Source organism: Phycicoccus ginsengisoli, assembly GCF_054779295.1.
Genome location: NZ_BAAGYN010000011.1, coordinates 73,725 through 89,982, shown reverse-complemented (window position 1 = coordinate 89,982; position 16,258 = coordinate 73,725). Strand labels below are relative to the sequence as shown.

At 72.8% G+C, this 16,258-nt stretch carries 19 protein-coding genes; 6 read left to right on the top strand and 13 right to left on the bottom strand.

Annotated features, from left to right (window positions below; all coding sequences use genetic code 11):
* Positions 1–22: 22 nt before the first annotated feature.
* Together ACYVDO_RS17200 and ACYVDO_RS17195 are read left to right on the top strand one after the other, a co-directional pair.
* Positions 23–331 (top strand): 4a-hydroxytetrahydrobiopterin dehydratase, encoded by a 309-nt coding sequence (locus ACYVDO_RS17200; RefSeq protein WP_460938137.1) that lies wholly within the window; start codon positions 23–25, stop codon positions 329–331.
* Between the two features lie 10 nt (positions 332–341).
* Positions 342–1,052 carry a VIT1/CCC1 transporter family protein gene (locus tag ACYVDO_RS17195; RefSeq protein WP_460938135.1) on the top strand — a complete coding sequence of 237 codons (711 nt, stop codon included), beginning with the start codon at positions 342–344 and terminating at the stop codon, positions 1,050–1,052.
* A gap of 47 nt (positions 1,053–1,099) precedes the next feature.
* On the opposite strand, the gene ACYVDO_RS17190 is transcribed toward ACYVDO_RS17195, so the two are convergent.
* Entirely contained in the window at positions 1,100–1,900 is an 801-nt protein-coding gene (locus ACYVDO_RS17190; RefSeq protein WP_460938226.1) for an ABC transporter permease subunit, read from the bottom strand.
* Complete coding sequence (locus tag ACYVDO_RS17185; RefSeq protein WP_460938133.1) at positions 1,890–2,861, bottom strand: ABC transporter ATP-binding protein; 972 nt, start codon at positions 2,859–2,861, stop codon at positions 1,890–1,892. The genes ACYVDO_RS17190 and ACYVDO_RS17185 overlap by 11 nt, the downstream gene beginning before the upstream one ends.
* Before the next feature lie 142 nt (positions 2,862–3,003).
* Here ACYVDO_RS17185 and ACYVDO_RS17180 point away from each other — a divergent pair, with 142 nt between their 5' ends.
* Complete coding sequence (locus ACYVDO_RS17180; RefSeq protein WP_460938131.1) at positions 3,004–4,287, top strand: hemolysin family protein; 1,284 nt, start codon at positions 3,004–3,006, stop codon at positions 4,285–4,287.
* A 21-nt stretch (positions 4,288–4,308) separates the two neighbouring features.
* Here ACYVDO_RS17180 and ACYVDO_RS17175 read toward each other — a convergent pair whose 3' ends face one another.
* Positions 4,309–4,485 carry a hypothetical protein gene (locus tag ACYVDO_RS17175; RefSeq protein ID WP_460938129.1) on the bottom strand — a complete coding sequence of 59 codons (177 nt, stop codon included), beginning with the start codon at positions 4,483–4,485 and terminating at the stop codon, positions 4,309–4,311.
* A 157-nt stretch (positions 4,486–4,642) separates the two neighbouring features.
* Positions 4,643–5,485: an alpha/beta hydrolase gene (locus tag ACYVDO_RS17170; RefSeq protein ID WP_460938127.1), complete on the bottom strand. Its 843-nt coding sequence runs from the start codon at positions 5,483–5,485 to the stop codon at positions 4,643–4,645.
* Positions 5,486–5,705: 220 nt separating this feature from the next.
* On the opposite strand from ACYVDO_RS17170, the gene ACYVDO_RS17165 reads away from it, so the two are divergent.
* Both ACYVDO_RS17165 and ACYVDO_RS17160 read left to right on the top strand, forming a co-directional pair.
* Positions 5,706–5,894: an antitoxin gene (locus tag ACYVDO_RS17165; protein WP_460938125.1), complete on the top strand. Its 189-nt coding sequence runs from the start codon at positions 5,706–5,708 to the stop codon at positions 5,892–5,894.
* A 124-nt stretch (positions 5,895–6,018) separates the two neighbouring features.
* Complete coding sequence (locus tag ACYVDO_RS17160) at positions 6,019–6,225, top strand: hypothetical protein (RefSeq protein ID WP_460938123.1); 207 nt, start codon at positions 6,019–6,021, stop codon at positions 6,223–6,225.
* A gap of 105 nt (positions 6,226–6,330) precedes the next feature.
* On the opposite strand, the gene ACYVDO_RS17155 is transcribed toward ACYVDO_RS17160, so the two are convergent.
* Complete coding sequence (locus ACYVDO_RS17155; protein WP_460938121.1) at positions 6,331–6,840, bottom strand: hypothetical protein; 510 nt, start codon at positions 6,838–6,840, stop codon at positions 6,331–6,333.
* Positions 6,841–7,317: 477 nt separating this feature from the next.
* Between ACYVDO_RS17155 and ACYVDO_RS17150 the strand changes: the two genes are divergently transcribed.
* Positions 7,318–8,079: a hypothetical protein gene (locus ACYVDO_RS17150; RefSeq protein ID WP_460938119.1), complete on the top strand. Its 762-nt coding sequence runs from the start codon at positions 7,318–7,320 to the stop codon at positions 8,077–8,079.
* 226 nt (positions 8,080–8,305) lie between these two features.
* On the opposite strand, the gene ACYVDO_RS17145 is transcribed toward ACYVDO_RS17150, so the two are convergent.
* The 8 genes from ACYVDO_RS17145 to ACYVDO_RS17110 all read right to left on the bottom strand — a co-directional run bounded on the left by ACYVDO_RS17145 (position 8,306) and on the right by ACYVDO_RS17110 (position 16,190).
* Positions 8,306–8,764, bottom strand: coding sequence for a hypothetical protein (locus ACYVDO_RS17145; protein WP_460938117.1), 459 nt, complete (start codon positions 8,762–8,764; stop codon positions 8,306–8,308).
* On the bottom strand, positions 8,755–9,270 hold the full coding sequence (locus ACYVDO_RS17140) for a helix-turn-helix domain-containing protein (protein WP_460938115.1): 516 nt from the start codon (positions 9,268–9,270) through the stop codon (positions 8,755–8,757). Before ACYVDO_RS17140 ends, ACYVDO_RS17145 begins: the two co-directional genes overlap by 10 nt.
* Before the next feature lie 116 nt (positions 9,271–9,386).
* Entirely contained in the window at positions 9,387–9,719 is a 333-nt protein-coding gene (locus ACYVDO_RS17135) for a DUF3024 domain-containing protein (RefSeq protein WP_460938113.1), read from the bottom strand.
* Between the two features lie 137 nt (positions 9,720–9,856).
* Positions 9,857–10,942 (bottom strand): redox-regulated ATPase YchF, encoded by a 1,086-nt coding sequence (gene ychF / locus ACYVDO_RS17130; RefSeq protein WP_460938111.1) that lies wholly within the window; start codon positions 10,940–10,942, stop codon positions 9,857–9,859.
* A gap of 86 nt (positions 10,943–11,028) precedes the next feature.
* Positions 11,029–11,892, bottom strand: a complete 864-nt coding sequence (locus ACYVDO_RS17125; RefSeq protein WP_460938109.1) for a thioesterase family protein — start codon at positions 11,890–11,892, stop codon at positions 11,029–11,031.
* Between the two features lie 82 nt (positions 11,893–11,974).
* Entirely contained in the window at positions 11,975–14,323 is a 2,349-nt protein-coding gene (locus tag ACYVDO_RS17120; protein ID WP_460938107.1) for a zinc metalloprotease, read from the bottom strand.
* A gap of 132 nt (positions 14,324–14,455) precedes the next feature.
* Positions 14,456–15,178, bottom strand: coding sequence for a peptidoglycan-binding protein (locus ACYVDO_RS17115; RefSeq protein WP_460938105.1), 723 nt, complete (start codon positions 15,176–15,178; stop codon positions 14,456–14,458).
* A 121-nt stretch (positions 15,179–15,299) separates the two neighbouring features.
* Complete coding sequence (locus ACYVDO_RS17110; RefSeq protein ID WP_460938103.1) at positions 15,300–16,190, bottom strand: NUDIX hydrolase; 891 nt, start codon at positions 16,188–16,190, stop codon at positions 15,300–15,302.
* Between the last annotated feature and the right edge of the window lie 68 nt (positions 16,191–16,258).

Below are 16,258 nucleotides of genomic sequence, written 5' to 3'. Positions count from 1 at the left end.
CGGTCCTTGCCAGAGTGTGCCCATGGCCAGGTTGTTGGACGACGAGGAGATCGGTCGCCAGCTGCGCGACCTCCCGGGGTGGCGTCGGGACGGGGAGGCCCTCCGGGCCGCCTGGGAGGCGCCCGACTTCCCCACCGCGATCCGGCTCGTCGACGACGTCGCCGAGGACGCGGAGCAGATGGACCACCACCCGGACATCGACATCCGCTGGCGGACCGTGCGGTTCACGTGCGCGACCCACTCCGAGGGCGGGCTCACCCAGCTCGACGTCGAGCTGGCGCACCGGATCAGCGAGGCAGCCGCCCGTCTGGGGGCGACGTCCAGTGAGTGAGGAGACCGACGTGAGCAGGATCCCGCACACGGGCGAGGCGCACTCCCAGGGCATCGGGTCACGGCTGAACTGGCTGCGCGCCGGCGTGCTGGGCGCCAACGACGGCATCGTGTCGACGGCCGGCATCGTCATCGGCGTCGCCGCCGCGACCACCGACCGCGGCGCGATCCTCACCGCCGGTGCCGCCGGCCTGGCCGCAGGCGCGATGAGCATGGCGGCCGGCGAGTACGTCTCGGTCAGCACCCAGCGCGACACCGAGAAGGCGCTGCTCGCCAAGGAGGAGCGCGAGCTGCGCGAGCTGCCCGAGGAGGAGCTCGACGAGCTCACCGAGATCTACCGGGCCAAGGGCCTGACCCCCGAGCTGGCCCGCGAGGTGGCTGTCCAGCTCACCGAGCACGACGCGCTCGGCGCGCACGCCGAGGCCGAGCTGGGGATCGACCCGAACGACCTCACGAACCCGTGGCACGCCGCCTGGGCCTCGATGCTCGCCTTCACCGTGGGCGCGCTGCTACCCCTCGTCGCCATCCTGGTCGTCCCCACCGCCGCCCGCGTGTGGGTGACCGCCGCGGCGGTCGCGGTGTCCCTCGCCGTCACCGGCTGGGCGAGCGCCCGGCTGGGTGGGGCCGGTCCGCGGGCCGCGGTCATCCGCAACGTCGCCGGTGGCGTGCTGGCGATGGTCGTCACGTACGGCATCGGCGCGCTGGTCGGCACCCAGCTCTAGTCGGTCGGCACCCGGCCCTGGTCCCGGCCGGCACGCACCCAAGGCCCTCAGCCGTGCAGGTCGCGCCGGCGGAAGCCCCAGACCGCGAGGGCGACCAGGGCCGCGAACGTCGCGAGCGCCACGCCCAGCGCGGGGTAGGACATCCCCGTCCGCAGCGGGTCGTGGGCGGAGTACTGGTAGAAGGGCGAGTAGCGCTGGAGCGGCTCGAGCCAGCTGACCATCGGGCCGAGTCCGTTCACGAGGTAGGCGACGACGACGACGGCTGCCGCCACGCCCTTGGCCAGCCCGGCATGGCCGGTCGAGGCGCCCACGGCCAGCGCCACCCCGCCGAAGACGAGGCAGAGCGCCGCGAGGTGCGCCATGGCCGCGACGACCCCGGAGACGGGCAGGCTCAGGTCGAAGGCCGCACCCTCGAGCAGCAGCGCGAGCCCGGTCACCGCGGCCAGCAGGACCGTGCCGAGGACGAGGGCCACGGACTTCTCGAGCAGGACCCGCGTCCGGCTCACGGGGGCACCGAGCAGCAGGTCGATGGTGTGCCGGTCCTCCTCGCCGGCCACGGCGGAGGACCCCTGCCCGACGGCGTAGATCGTCAGCAGGGCCGGCGCCATGAAGGACATGAGCTCGATCTGGATGTAGCCCACCGGGGTGGACATGTCGGCGCCTGCCGTGGCGAACAGCGAGCGGAAGGCCTCGGGCATCTGGTCGAGGAAGTCGTTCATCGACGGCTGGTCGCGCAGGCTCGGCCAGATCGCGGCATACAGCAGCACCACCAGCACGATCGAGCTGAGCCACCCGACCATCGCCCGGCGCTGGTCGAAGAGCGTCTTGCGCCACACGTCAGCGAGCATCGTCACCACCCCCGGTGTAGTAGCCGAGGAAGGCCTCCTCGAGCTCGGCCTCGGTGCAGGCCAGGTCACGGACGTGGTGCCGGCTGAGGGCCTTGACCACCCCGTCGAGGGAGGACTCCGGCGCCTTGCAGGTGAGGTCGTGACCGTCCACCACCAGGTCACGGACCCCCTCGACGGCGGCGAACTCCGCCGGGTCCACCGCAGTCCCCAGGGTCGCCCGGACGTGGTGGAGCGACCGGGCGCGCAGGGCCTCCAGCCCCTCCACCGCGACGAGCCTGCCCTCGCGCAGCACCGCGACCCGGTCGGCCACCCGCTGCACCTCCGCGAGGACGTGCGAGCTCAGCAGGACAGCGCCCCCCGAGTCGGCGTGTTCGCGTACACAGCGCTGGAACTCCTGTTGCGCCATCGGGTCCAGGCCGCTGGTCGGCTCGTCGAGGACGAGCAGCTCGACGGGGGCCATCATCGCCAGCACGAGCGCGAGCTTCTGCCGGTTGCCCCTCGAGAGCTCGCCGCCGCGGCGGGTCAGGTCGAGGTCGAAGCGCTCGGCGAGCTCGTGCGCGCGCTGCTGTGAGGCCAGGCCGCGCAGCGAGCCGAGGTAGTCCAGGTGCTGCTGCCCGGTCAGTCGCGGGTAGGTCGCGCCCTCACCCGGGAGGTAACCCACCGACCGGCGGACCGACACCGAGTCCTGCCAGGCGTCGTGGCCGCAGACCAGGGCGTGCCCGGCGGTGGGCCGCAGGAGCCCCATGAGCAGCCGCAGCGTGGTGGTCTTGCCGGCGCCGTTGGGGCCGAGGTAGCCGAACACCTCCCCCGGCTCGATCTGCAGGTCCAGCTCCTGCAGGGCCCAGAACGAGCCGTAGCGCTTTCCGAGGCCGGTCGTCCGCACGACCGGCTCCTCGGTGCGGCGGCTGACCGGCGGTGCGGTGACGGGCGTGCGGACGGTCGGCGGGCTCCCGGTGCTCATGGCGGCCTCCTCCACCACACCCTCCCCAGTGCGGGAACCGGGGCACAGGGACGAAGGGCCCGGGCCGGAACTCGCATGGGGATCGGGTCGTTGGACGCGACCCAGGCCCTCCCCGACCCAGGACCGGTGATCCCACCCAGCCATGTCCGGCTATTGGCTCGACATCGCCCTCGTTGCCGTGCTCGTCCTCCTCAACGCGGTCTTCGCGGGAAGCGAGATGGCCCTCGTCTCGCTCCGCGAGGGACAGCTGCGCCGGCTGGAACGCGAGACGACCCGGAAGGCGCAGCGGCTGGTCCGGCTCGCGCGCGACCCCAACCGCTTCCTCGCGACCATCCAGATCGGCATCACCCTCGCCGGCTTCCTCGCCTCGGCGACGGCCGCGGTCTCCCTGGCCGAGCCGCTGGTCCCGCACCTGGGCTTCCTCGGGTCCGCTGCCGAGGCGCTCTCGGTCGCCGTGGTCACGCTGCTGCTGTCCTTCCTCACCCTCGTGCTCGGCGAGCTCGCCCCGAAGCGGCTCGCGATGCAGTGGGCGCTCCCCTGGGCCGCAGCGGTGGCGCGGCCGCTGGACCTGCTCTCGACGGTCGCCCGGCCGGTCGTCGCCCTCCTCGGCGCCTCCACGAACGTCGTGGTCCGGCTGCTGGGGGGCCGGACCGACGCCGAGAGCGAGGAGCTGACCGCCGCCGAGCTGCGAGACCTCGTCACGAGCAACCCCGAGCTCGACGCGGGCCAGCGGGAGATCATCAGCGGCGCCCTCGAGCTGCACGAGCGCATCCTGCGCCAGGTGCTGGTCCCCCGGGGCGCGGTGCTCTCGCTACCCGCCGAGACGCCGGTCGGGCAGGCCCGCGAGCAGATGGCCCGGGCGGGCCACTCGCGCGTCCCGATCACCCGGGGGAACCACCTGGACCGCGTCCTCGGCATCGTCCACTGGGGGTCGGTCGTCCACGGCGAGGACGAGCCCGTCGGCTCCCGGGTCCAGCCGGCCCTGATGCTCCCCGACACGGTGCGGGTCTCTGAGGCGCTGCGCCGGTTCAAGGAGGAGCGGCAGCAGATGGCGATCGTCGTCGACGAGCACGGGTCGGTCGACGGCATCGTGACGCTCGAGGACCTGCTCGAGGAGCTCGTGGGCGAGATCTGGGACGAGACCGACCGCGACGTGCTCGCCGCAACGCGTCACGACGACGGGTCGGTCACGGTCCCGGGCACCTTCCCGGTCCACGACCTCACGGACGTGGGCGTGGAGCTCGCGGTCGAGCCGTCGACGGAGTACGCCACCGTCGCCGGCCTGGTGCTCAAGCAGCTCGGCCGGGTGCCCCAACGGCCCGGCGACACCGTGGTCGTCGGCGGCTGGGCGATCGAGGTGACCCGGGTGGCCCACCACGCGGTCACCCAGGTGCGGCTGCGCAGCGCCGGGACCGACGGCGACTGAGCCGGGGGCAGCGACGGTCGGTCACTCGCAGATCAGCGTGCCCGGGGGCAGGAAGCGCGGTGGGACGGCCGAGATGGGGCGGGCGTCCTGCCGGATCGTCGAGCAGTAGGCCTTGGCCAGCTCGTAGTTGTAGACGCCGACGACGACCGCCGAGGCCGACAGGAGGATCAGAACCCCCATGGTCACGCTCTTGATCACGCAGGCAGTGTGCCGCCGCGGGGGCCCGGCGCGGGCCGCGACGAGCCGCTGCTCCACCATTTGGCCGAGTCCCGCTGGTCCCGGTCTGTGCCGGTTGGTGGTGATCCGCGCACGCGCTTGCCGGGTCGCGCACGCGGACCGACCCTGACGCAACCGGTCAGGAACCGACGGGGTCGGGCCGGACCGTGGTGGGCCGACCGACGGCGATCCGGGCGATCGCGGCGAGCGATGCGGTCCCCGGGGCGAGGTAGTCGTTGTGGCCGTGCGCGCCGGCCACCGGCAGGGGCAGCGCGCCGAACGCGACCGACGTGGGGTCGGCGCCGTGGCCCAGGTCGTCGTACCGCGTGTACGGCACCAGGCCGATCGGGTCCCCAGCGGCCCGACCGGCCCACACCCGCGCCGTCGTGCCCAGGTCGGCCCGCCGCTCGACGTCCATCCCGGGAGAGCCGACCGCCACGATGTCGCCGACGTGCAGGTGGGACGCCGCGTGCCCGCAGACCACGGAGCCGTAGCTGTGGCACACCACGGTGACGTTCGCCGCAGGGGGCAGCGTGGCGACGAACCGGGCCAGGCGCGGTGCGCCGGCCACCGCCCGGTCCGAGCGCGCGGCGGCGACCCCCAGGTCCTGCGGCGGGTCGTAGTCGAGCCAGACGACCACGGCCGAACCGTGGCCGGGGTCGTCCTGGCGCATCCTGGCCAGCAGGGCCCTGGCCTGGACGGCCGGGTGGCGCCGGGTGGCCTGGCGCTCGTCGGCGATGAGCGGACCGGTCCACGACACCCCGGGGACGAGGACGGCGACGTGCCTGGCCGTGGTGAGGTCACCGAACACCTCGATGATGCGGCCGGCGCCGTGCGAGTCCGCCACGAGCACGTGGGCCGCCACGGCTCCGGGTGCCGTGCGGACGACGGTGTTGTCGGCGATCTCCTGGGCGGCCGCCGGGCTGACCGAGGCGCCTCCGACGAGGGCAGCGGCGAGCAGCAGGGGGTAACGCTTCTTCACGGGCGGCAGCGGCCTGGTCGGTTCTGCCGGCCGGGGCAGTCGGGGTCGGCGTCAGCAGACCACACCAGGCTGTGAGTTCCATCGGGACCGGCGACCGGCGTCCGAGCCCTGCGGATCGGAGCCGAGCCTGCGCGGTCCTCGTCCTGCGGGCCATTCGGGCCGGGGCTACAGTCGGCCGCATGAGGCCCGCCGCCGTGGCGGACCGGGACGAGGAGCCGACGTGGACTTCAACGAGATCGTCGACGAGGCCAAGAAGCTGGCCGGCGAGCACCCGGAGCAGGCCAAGGCCGCCCTGGACAAGGCCGAGGAGATCCTGGACGAGCGCACCGGTGGCCGGTTCGACGACCAGATCAAGAAGGGTGGCGACGCCGTCGAGGGCCAGCTCGGTCTGTCACCCGACTCGCCCTGACGGCGCGGCGACCGGGGCGCGGGTGGGTCCAGGCTCGCGGCAGCGCGCGCCCGCACGGGTTCGGTGATAGTCATGGGGCTACCGCGCGCCGCTTCAGGCGCGCACGAGCCCGGTAGGAGCAGCCATGGGTGACATCGCAGGTAAGGTCGACAAGGCGTACGAGACGGTCAGCATCAGCGAGCTCGCGGATGCGCCGGTGGATGCCCTGCAGGGAGTGAGCGCAGGCGACGCCGAGCACCTCAAGGCCGCCTTCAACATCAGCACCATCCGAGACCTCGGGACCAACAAGTACTTCCTGTGGGCCCAGGCCGTGGCCAAGCTGGCCGAGTAGGACAGCGCGGCCCCGTCGGGTCCCGAGGGACGGGCGCCCCGGTCACCTGGCCGGGGCGCCCGTCCGCCTCTGGGGCGGCGGGCGGCCCGATCTGCTCCGACCGTCCTACCCGTCCACCGTCGGGACGAAGCCTTGCGGCCACCGTTGGGCACCGAGGTCGAAGCCGCCCCGCCACCCGACGTTCGCGGTGATGTGCGCCTCGGTGAAGTCGTTCCCGCGGATGTCGTTGCGTCGACCACCCTCGGACTCGGGACCTGACCCGTACCAGGCACACCCGTCGATCCTGCCGAGGAAGCGGCAGTCGACGAGGTCGGCCGTGTCCGCGAAGTGGCCGTTGAACCGGCACCGGTCGAACACGCAGTCCTCGAAGGTGGCGGCGCCCATGCCGAAACCGCCCAGCGCCTTGAACCGGACACCCACGAACCGGCAACGGCGGTAGAGGCTGGGGCCGTTCGTCCACCCGAACGTGCCCTGGGCCGCTTCTCCCGACGCGTTCAGGACGCGCCCACCGAGGCGCTGGGTGAACGTGCAGTCGTCGAACTCCGACCACGACACGAGCAGCTGGCGGTCGTCCAGCGCGATGGTCAGCCCCTGCGCGCGCGCCTGCTCGATCACCAGACCCTGGAGGTCCGCGGGCCGAGGGGAAGAGGACAGCACCGGGATGTCCTCCTGTGCCAGCTGACCCCAAAGGTGGACTGCCCCCGGCCAGGGGGGCACGGCAACAGGAGCCTTCCCCCGCCACCACCCAGGTGCCTGCTGGTTCCCCACGCTCGACATCCTGCCACCGTGACGCCGGTCCCCCGCGGCGCGCCGAGCGCTCCTACCACGGCCCCTGAGCATGGGGGTCTCCTCATCGAGGGAGTCCCATGTTCGCTACCCGAGCGTCGCCGAGTCTCGGACTGTGAAGCGGACTCGACCACCTCGCCGTCGGCCGTGACGTAGTCCTTGCCCTCCACGCGGCAGGACGCTGGGCGCCACTTCGTGGTGGCCCCAGCACTTGTCCGGATCTGGCCACGGACGAGCGCGAGCCGGCCTACCCTGTGACCCACGTGGAAGGGGGTGGTGACGGTGGCCGGTCGGGGAGGCGTATCGGTGACCTGGTACGTCGGCCCATGGGCTCAGCGCGACGACGGTCCCCCGCCCAGCGCGGTGACGCGGTTCGATCCGCTCGCCCTCACCTTCCTCGGCCCGCGAGGCGCCTGGTGGTGGTTCGCGGCTGCCGGGGTCAGCCTGGCCCTCGCGTTCGCGATGCTGTCGGGCCCGGGCGGGGGCCTCATGGGCTTTCTCGTCCTGGCCACCATGGCGGTGGGATTCGGCCTGTTCGGTGCCGACGGCGTGCGCAGGAGCAGGCGTCCGGCCGTCGTCGTGGGTCCGGGCGGTGTGTGGTTCGGACCCGACGAGCTGTCGACGTCGGCGGCGGTGCTGCGGTGGCAGGAGCTGGACGTGCTGGTCTTCTTCACGGCCGTCCACGACGGGCCGAGAACGGGCTCGAGCAACAGACGGAGCAGCCGGTCCGGTCCGGCCCTCGGTGCCCGTCGGGTTGCGCCGCCCCGCCTGCCCCCGGAAACCCAGCAGGGCGTGGAACAGCTCGGGCGGTTCGTCGACCAGGCACCCCACGTCGGAGCGGCGCTGCGGGCGGAGTCCGAGCAGGCCGTCATGCTGCCACACCGGTACGTCCGGTCGTCCGCACTCCAGAGCCGCGAGCAGCTCACGGCCGCCGTGAACGGCTGGGCCCCGCACGTCCGGGTCACCATGGGCGACCGCGTCGACTTTCGAGGCCGCAGCCTCATGCTGCCCGCCCTCCGCGACGCGTATGACGGCGTGCGCGACTCCCTCCGACGCCCGCCCGCCTGACCACCCTGCCGAGCGGCACATCCCACCGCTGGACCCGAGCGGCCGACGTCCTGTCTCAGACGTTGAAGCGGAACGAAAACCGGTGTTCTCGACCGTCGCCGGTCGTCGTCGGTGACAACCGGATAATGCGGTCTGACCTGCGGTTATGCGCCGACCAAGCCGTCGGGCGTCGTTGGCCGCGAACGGTCTCCGCGGGACTTCTTGCGGACTGTTTGCGGACCGCTGGTCAGGTCGAGAGGCCTCTGGTGAGGGCGGCGTCGAAGAGCGTCCGCGCAACCTGTTCGGCCTTCTCGGTCGCCGCTGCCCCCACCGGTTTCGCCTCGTAGCGGTCCTGGTTGCGGGCGCGTCGCAGGCGGTCGAACTCTCGCGCTGCCTTCTCTGCGGGCGGTTTGTCGAAGACGGCGCGCAGGTAGCGGCCGAGCGCCTCGTGCTGGCCCGGCCCGTTGGTCGTACGGAAGCCGTACGCCGCCAACAGCGCCTCACCGGTGTCGTGACAGGCGTCGTAGGCGACGCCGTACCTGACCGTGACGCTCGTGAGCAGCGGCAGCTGGTCCAAGCGATCTTGGGCCCGCCGCAGGAACGAGGTCGCCCGCGCGAGGTCTGCGGGCACGGCGTCGAGTCGTCGTGTCTCGACCAGGGCGAGGACCGTTGCCTGCTGGACGCGCGTGAGCGGGGTCAGTGCCATGGCAGCTCTCCGATGACGGCGACTGCCGGGCCGCTGCGCACGTTGTCCAAGAAACCGGAGGACGCTGCGAACTCCTCCGGGCTGAGGATCGTCGGGTTGACGGGACGGTGCACCGCCGACTCGACGCGCGTGCATGCGTCGTAGACCGCGTCCACGTCGGGCGCACCGAGCACCATGAGGTCGATGTCCTGCGGGGCCGGACCAGCATCACCGAGCAGCCGAGCGGCGAAGGAGCCGTAGAGGAACGCGGCCTCGATCCCGTCGATGCGGGCAAGCTCCTCGGCCAGCATCACCACCGGGCCGGTCACGACCGTGAGGATCTCGCGCAAGGGCTCCACAAGCGGGCTCTCGCCATTGGCGCCGATCAGCCTGGTGCGCCCCACGTGTCGCTCGCTCAGGATGCCGGCATCAACCAGGCGAGCGACTTCGCGGTGGGCGGTCGGGTACGCCAGGTCGGCCCGCCTGGCCAGGTCGGTGAGACTCAGCTCGTCGCCGGTGAGCAACACGGTGGACAGGAGACGTGCCTGACCGTCCGACCGGAAGATCGGAGCGAGGAGGGGCGCCTCAGTTCTCATATAACTGAGGTTATCCACCATCATATCGATAGTCAACGAGCCGCTGACTAACCCCAGAAGATCGGGTCACCACTCGTCCCGATGTGGTCGAGGAGCGACTGGACGTTCTTCGTCGGGCGCTTGCGCTCGTACTCGTGGAACTTGAGGTTGCGGTCGCGCCAGTAGATCGCCCACACGCCGGTAGCCTTGGTGTAGCGCAGTCGCGCGATCCGGAAGCGCGTGTGCTCACCGACGCCATCCCACGGCGGCCGCACCTCGACGATGTCGACGTGTCGATCGGAGACGTCGGCCTCGACCTTCAACTCGTCCCACAGGTGCTCGGGCACCCGCTCTCGCGCCCACAGGCGGATGCGGTGCAGATCAGTCTCCGGAAGTGCCACGACACCAGCGTGCCATCGAATGAACGGAGCAGCGGCTGGCCGAAGAGCCGGAGCGTCGAGGGGCGTGCGGACTGTCTGCGGACCAGCTCGACCCCAAGCGAACAATCCTCAACGCCTACCAGCGAATCCCGACGACGCTAGACATTGAAGCGGAACTCGACCACGTCGCCGTCGGCCATGACGTAGTCCTTGCCCTCCATGCGGACCTTGCCGGCGGCCTTGGCCGCCGCCATCGAGCCGGCCTCGACGAGGTCGTCGTAGGAGACGATCTCGGCCTTGATGAAGCCGCGCTGGAAGTCGGTGTGGATGACGCCGGCCGCCTGCGGGGCGGTCCAGCCCTGCTTGATCGTCCAGGCCCGCGACTCCTTGGGCCCGGCCGTGAGGTAGGTCTGCAGGCCGAGGGTGTGGAACCCCGTGCGGGCCAGCTGGTCCAGCCCGGACTCGGTGGCCCCGAACGACTCGAGCAGCTCCATCGCCTCGTCGGGCTCCATGTCCATGAGGTCCATCTCGAGCTTGGCGTTGAGGAACACCGCGTCGGCCGGCTCGACCAGCGAGCGCAGCGAGGCGTGCAGGTCGGCGTCGCCGAGCTGCTCCTCGTCGAGGTTGAACACGTAGATGAACGGCTTGGTGGTCAGCAGCCCCAGCTGCCTGGCCTCGGCGAGGTCGACCCCGGCGGCCGCGCCCGCGGCATACAGGGTGTGGCCCTCCTCGAGCACCTTCTGGGCGGCCACGGCGTTGTCGAGCAGCGGCTTGGACTCCTTCTTGATCCGCGCCTCCTTCTCCAGGCGCGGCACGGCCTTCTCGAGGGTCTGCAGGTCGGCGAGGATGAGCTCGGTGTGGATCGTCTCGATGTCGGAGGCGGGCGAGACCTTGCCGTCGACGTGGACGACGTCGCCGTCCTCGAACGCGCGCACGACCTGGCAGATGGCGTCGGCCTCACGGATGTTGGCGAGGAACTTGTTGCCCAGGCCCTCCCCCTCGGACGCGCCGCGGACGATGCCGGCGATGTCGACGAAGGACACGGTCGCCGGGAGGATCTTCTCCGACCCGAAGATCTCGGCGAGCTTGGCCAGGCGCGCGTCCGGTAGCGGGACGACCCCGACGTTGGGCTCGATCGTCGCGAACGGGTAGTTCGCCGCGAGCACGTTGTTCTTGGTCAGGGCGTTGAACATCGTGGACTTGCCGACGTTGGGCAGTCCGACGATTCCGATAGTGAGGGCCACGGGGTCAGGAGTCTACCGGCGCCTTTCCAGCCTCCCGACCACGTGCGGGAGTGGGTATGCCGGTCGAGCGGCGGGGGTGCGCCGGGTCAGGCCGGTTTCGGGGGCGTCGCCCGGGCGAGCTGCCGGGAGAGCGCGACCAGCCGCCCCTCGCTGTCCCAGACCTCGGCATCCTCCTCGAGGTAGCCACCGGACATGGTGCGGCTGGTGAGGTTGACGCGCAGCCAGCCGGGGGCGGGCCGCGCCCGCACGTGGGCGGTGAGCTCGAGGGTCGGCGTCCAGCCGGGCAGGCCGAGCTCGAACGCCACCGGCGGCAGCGCGTCGACCGCGAGCAGGAGCAGGAGCGGGTCGGGCTCGCGGCCGTCGGCCATCCGCAGCCAGCCGCGGATGACGCCGGTGCCCGAGGGCCGGCCGACGGCCCAGCCGGTGGTGGCCGGGTCGAGCCGCAGGTCGAGCCGCTCGAGCAGCGAGGCGTGCTTGAGGAAGTCCGGGGGCGCCTGGGCTGCGCTCACGCACTGCTCGGGCGGCGGCAGCTGGGGAGGCGTCGCGGTGGTGCTGGCGTCGCCGTCGAGCCCGGCGAGGTCGCCGTACGTCGCCAGCACCCGCACCCGCTCCACGTCGGCGCCGTCCTGGCCGGGTTGCACGAGCGAGGCCTGCGCAGTCGACACGGCCCGACCGCGGCGGACGACGTCGGTGCGCACCGTGGCCGGTCCCGGGACCCCGGGTGTCAGGTAGTAGGCGCTGATCGCCAACGGGTCCGGGTGCGCGGCGCGCCCGTCCGTGGCTGCGAGCTGCTCGCCCAGCGCCCTGCCCACCAGCGCCAGCAGCAGTCCGCCGTTGACGCCACCGCCGATGCGCCAGCCCTCACCGAGCTCCGTGTCCCAGGTGCCCGGCTCTCCGGGGCGCGCCACGACCGCCGTGCCCGCGTCGAACTCGCTGACCCGCTCGTCCATCCCTCGTCCTCCGGTCGGCTGCGCACGTCCCTGCACGCCGGGTCCGGCGCGCCCACAGGAGCGTATGCCGCCGCGCCTCACCTCAGGGGGTGGCCGTGGCGTCCGCCACGCCGCCGGCGGCGCTGGCACCGGACGATGTCGCGCTGGGGCTGGCAGTGGCCTCGGTGGAGCCCGAAGGGGTCGAGGTCGCGCTCGGGGAGGAGCTGGACGGCGGCGGCGTGGAGCCGCTGACCGTCCCGCTCGGCGAGGAGCCGGACGAGCTCGAGGTGGCCGAGCCGCCGGAGCTCCCGCTCGAGGGTGCCGTGGGGCTCGTGGCGCCGGTCGTGGAGCCCGACGTGGGCGCGCCCGTGGTCGAGGTCGTCGTGGGCGTGCTGCCGGCGGACGGCTCCACCCACGCCGGGTCCTTGCGCAGGATCGCGAGGATCTGCTGCTCGTAGGCGTCCAGCCGGCCCTGGAGCTCGCTCAGCGGCACGTCCCGGATCGTCCGGCCGAACTGCGCGATCTGGGCCCACAACGCCTCGAGCTGTGCTGTGCTCTGGGCGCTCAGCGGGCCGGACAGCGTCACCACGAGCTGGGTCGCGAGCGCCTGGGTGACGCACCGGACGCAGTTGTAGTTGACCGCCGCGGCGACGTTCTGGGGCACGACGACGTGGGCGTCGCCCACGATGGCCACGACCTGGAACGCCACGGCGACGGCCTGGCAGCCGGTGCAGGAGGCGAGCGCGTACGCCTCGTTGGTGTTCGTGACCGTGTCCTCGTCGGCCCACACCAGGGCGAAGGCGACGTCGTAGAGCGAGGTGCCGTCGGTCGTGTTGACCGCCAGGGCCTGGGTGTCCCCCGCCCCGGGAGGTGCTGGCCGGTCGAAGGGGAACACCCACGTCGGCAGCGCCGAGCCGTCCGGCGCGGTCTGCCCCGGCCTGGGCACCATGACGACGGCGACCTGTGGGGAGTCCGCCGTGGGCAGGCGCATGCCCACCGGCAGGATCGCCCGGCCGGTCCCCTGCCGTCCCTCGGCGAGAGCGGTGGGCGACCCGGAACGCGCCAGCGTCGCGTTCACCGCGTCCCCCAACGTCCCCCGCTCGTAGGCCTGGATCGGCCGGTACGTGCCCGGCTGGGGCCACCACGCCCACGCCAGCCCCGCGACCACGGCGACCGCCGCCACCCCGGCCAGCCCGCGGCGTACCGGACGGCCCTCGGTGCTGCGCCACGTGCCCACCGCGACCCTGCGGACCAGGCGCGACACGATGAGCACGACGCCCAGCACGGGCAGCGCGATCGCCACGATCGACAGGACCCGCACCAGCACCGCGAGCACGTCGCCCTCGGCGAGCTGGCCCTCCATCCGGGCCCACTGCCGCGCGACCGACGCCCACGCCGTCCCGGCGACGCGCGGGAAGCTCAGCACCATCATCACGGTCGAGAACGCCAGCATCGGCACCACCACCAGGACCCACGTCGTCACGACCGCGCGCGCCCAGGGCTTGAGGACGGTGGCCTCGGGGTGGTTCCAGTGCCGGGGCAGCAGGGAGAGCAGGGTGGGCTTGATCCGGTGGTAGAGGTCGGGCACGCCCGTGACGTCGGCGAGGACGTGGTAGCCGTCGAACCGCACGAGCGGGGCGAGCTGGCGCACCATCTGCAGCACCTGGGTGGCGATGATGAGCAGGATGGCGTCCCAGCCCGTGGCCCACCAGGCGCCGAACATGGCGACGGCGACGATGGCGTTGAAGTACAGGCCGCCGAGGTCGGTGCGCACGCGACCGGCGCGCCCCAGGCGGTAGCTGTCGGTGACGTCCGTGTAGAACGCCGGCCACACGAGGTAGAGGCCCGTCCCCATCGCCCCCGGTGTCGCGCCGCCGTAGCGCGCAGCAGCGGCGTGCCCGAACTCGTGGAACCCCGCGGACACCACGGTGAGCGCGAAGACGGCCAGCAGCAGGGCGGGCTGCTGGAAGGCCTGGTGGGTCGCCGAGGCCAGGCCCTTGTGCAGGAGCACCCAGCCGCAGACGGCGAGGAACGCCGCCACCAGGACGGCGACGACGACCGGCGCGAACAGCAGCGCGAACGGAGCGGTGACCCGCCGCGTGACCTTCGGGTCGGTGACGACATAGCGGAAACGCAGTGCCAGCAACGGGTTCGAGCGTTTGAGCTGGGGATCGGACCCGTCCGCCTTCTTGAGCAGGCCCAGCGTGCGGAGCTTGGCGTCGCACAGCGTCTCGACGTCCTCGGGCCGCACCTGCCGCCCGATCGCCGCCCCGACGGCCTCTGCCACCTGGGCGACGGTGCGCTGGCCGTCGACCTGCGCCAGCACGGCATACAGCAGCGGGGTGAGCTGGATGGTCTGCCCGTCACCACGGCGGACGAGGGCCGGCGCCTGGCGGTAGCCGGACCCGGGCACCTCCCCGAGCAGCTGGACCCCGTCGGCGGGAACGGGCACGGCGGAACCGGCCGCGCTCCCGGGGCGCGGCCGGGTGGCTGCCCCTGCACCGGCAGGTGCAGGGGCAGCGTCGGACCCGGTGGGGGCGCTGGGCCCCTCGAGGGGAGGCACGGTGGTGCGGTTCCGGCCCGGTTACTGCGAGATGTCCGAGGACTGGTCCGTCGTCGCGTTCGCGTCGGCGTCGACGTGCTGCGTGATGCTGACGTCCTGCTGGGCCAGGGCCGCCGCGTGCGAGTCGACCGACCCGATGTTCCCCGCCACGGACGCGTCGACCGGCGCCGCGACGTTGGCGTTGGCGGCGACCGCACCGGCGATGGGCGCGGCGAGGTTGAGGTCGGTGGCGAGGTTGACGTCGACGTTGAGCAGCGGGCCGTCGAGCGGGCCGGCCGCGCCCGTCGGGACGGTGCCGTCGGTGGGGACGGTGCCGTCGGTGGGGACGGTGCCGTCGGTCGGGACCGTCGTGTCCGTGGCCGGGGCCGTGGTGTCCGTGGCAGGGGCCGTCGCGTCCGTGCCGTCGGCGGGCGCGGGTGCCGCGTCGGTCTGGTCGATGGTCGAGCCCTGGGTGCCGTGGGCGATCGCCTCGCCGGTGATGCCCTGGTCGATGTGCGCGCCCTGCGAGGCCAGCGCCTGCGCGTCGGAGCCGACGGAGAGCACGTTGGCGCCCACGGCGGCCTCGATCGGGGCGGCGACGTTCGCGTTCGCCGCGACGGCCAGGTCGATCGGCGCTGCGGCGTCGAGCCCGAGGTCGAGGTCCGCGTTGAGGTCCAGGAGGCTGATGACCTCCTTGTCGGGCAGGGCGGTGCCCCCCTCGGCGGCGAGCTCCTCCGCGGTCAGCGGCTGGTTCGGGTCAGTCATGGTGCACTCCGTTGGTGACGGTTTCCCCCGGCAGGATGACTCCGCGAGGCTAGTGCCCTCACTCCCACCTCGCACGCCGAGCGAGCCCCTGACCTGCGGTTTTGTTCCTCGCAGGACCGCCTCAGAGGGCCGGGAGCCCGTCCTCGAGGTATGCCGTGGGGCCGGTGTGGGTGCCGAGGAAGGCCAGCAGGCGCTGGTTGTAGGCGGCGACCCGCCCCTCCCAGGCCTCCTCGTCCGCGAAGTGGAGGGCGCGGATCTCCCTGCGCTGCAGGGTCGCCCGGTCCTTGATGCCGTCGACGTCCTCGAGCCCCAGCTCGAAGACGAACACGGTGGCGTCGGTCCAGCCGCGCCACGGCGGCAGCCAGTTGACCGCGAGCAGCCGGCGCACCTCGACGTCGAGGCCGAGCTCCTCGCGCACCTCACGGACGAGGCACTGCGCCGGCGACTCCGACGGGTCGACGACGCCGCCCGGCAGGTCCCACTCGTCCTTGTAGGTCAGCTCGCACAGCAGCACCCGGCCCTCGGCGTCACGGAGCACCCCCTGGGCGATCGCGCGCTTGGTCGGCAGGGTGGCGTTGAGGATGCCGATGAAGCCCTCTCGGCTGTCCGGCGGCGGGTCGGAGGCGACGCGCGCGAGCACCACGACGTCTCCCCTGCTGTCCCCGCCGACGCGGGCGGCGCGAGCGATGCCCTCGCGTCGCATACCGGACCGGACGGCGGCGCGCACCGAGTCGCGGTCGGAGTCGGGCACCCGCGCCTCGATTCTCGCCAGCCCGAGCTCCTCGACAGCCCAGTCGAGCAGCAGGCGCAGCGCGCGCTCGGCGATGCCGACCGCGCGGTACTCGGGGACGACCACCCACAGGACGTCGGCATCCTCCTCGTCGACCAGCAGCTCCACCCGACCGACCTGCGCGCCCTCCCAGACGAGCGCGAAGGCGTGGGTGCCGGCATCCCCCTCGGTGGGGTGCAGCGCGAGGTCGCCGTCGACGAGCGGCGTCACGGTCTCAGACATGGACCGTGCCGCCGGCCAGCAGGTCCAGCCGGCCGCCGCCGTCGGAGTGCTGGCGGATGCGGGCGTCG